At 49.6% G+C, this 772-nt stretch carries 1 tRNA gene and 1 rRNA gene; both read right to left on the bottom strand.

Annotated elements, in window-relative coordinates:
* A 23S ribosomal RNA gene (locus ACYP2A_RS26615) occupies nucleotides 1–403 on the bottom strand; the annotation flags it as partial.
* A 251-nt stretch (nucleotides 404–654) separates the two neighbouring features.
* A tRNA-Ala gene (locus ACYP2A_RS26610) sits at nucleotides 655–730 on the bottom strand.
* Nucleotides 731–772: the final 42 nt, after the last annotated feature.

Raw genomic sequence — 772 nt, 5'->3', positions numbered from 1 at the left:
TCCCCCCATGTTCAGACAAGGTTTCTCGTGCCCCGTCCTACTCGATTTCATGACAAGGAGATTTTCGCGTACGGGGCTATCACCCACTATGGCCGCACTTTCCAGAGCGTTCCGCTAATCTCCAGGCCACTTAAGGGCTGGTCCCCGTTCGCTCGCCACTACTAAGGGAATCTCGGTTGATTTCTATTCCTCAGGGTACTTAGATGTTTCAGTTCCCCTGGTTCGCCTCTTGCACCTATGTATTCAGTACAAGATAACCATCTTGTGATGGCTGGGTTCCCCCATTCAGACATCTCCGGATCACAGTCTGTTTGCCGACTCCCCGAAGCTTTTCGCAGGCTACCACGTCTTTCATCGCCTCTGACTGCCAAGGCATCCACCGTATGCGCTTCTTCACTTGACCATATAACCCCAAGCTATCTGGTTATACTGTGAAGACGACATTCGCCGAAAGCTTGTTAAAACAAACTTTCATTTTGCCTTAGCCTGCATCCCACCAGTGAAAGTGGCACACAGTCTAAATTTTTATCACACACCGAATTTTTAAAGAACGATTCTGAAAAAGATCAGAAATCAACATTCAGGCTGTCCATCGACAGGAATGCTCATTTCTAAGCTTTGACAAGCAACTGCAGGTGAAACTGCAAATGAATATGGTGGAGCCAAGCGGGATCGAACCGCTGACCTCCTGCGTGCAAGGCAGGCGCTCTCCCAGCTGAGCTATGGCCCCAGAAAACTGGTAGGTCTGGGCAGATTTGAACTGCCGACCTCA

Source organism: Pseudomonas sp. 3A(2025), from assembly GCF_054589175.1.
Note: the sequence above shows the minus strand (reverse complement) of the source record. Positions and strands in the feature narration are given on the sequence as shown.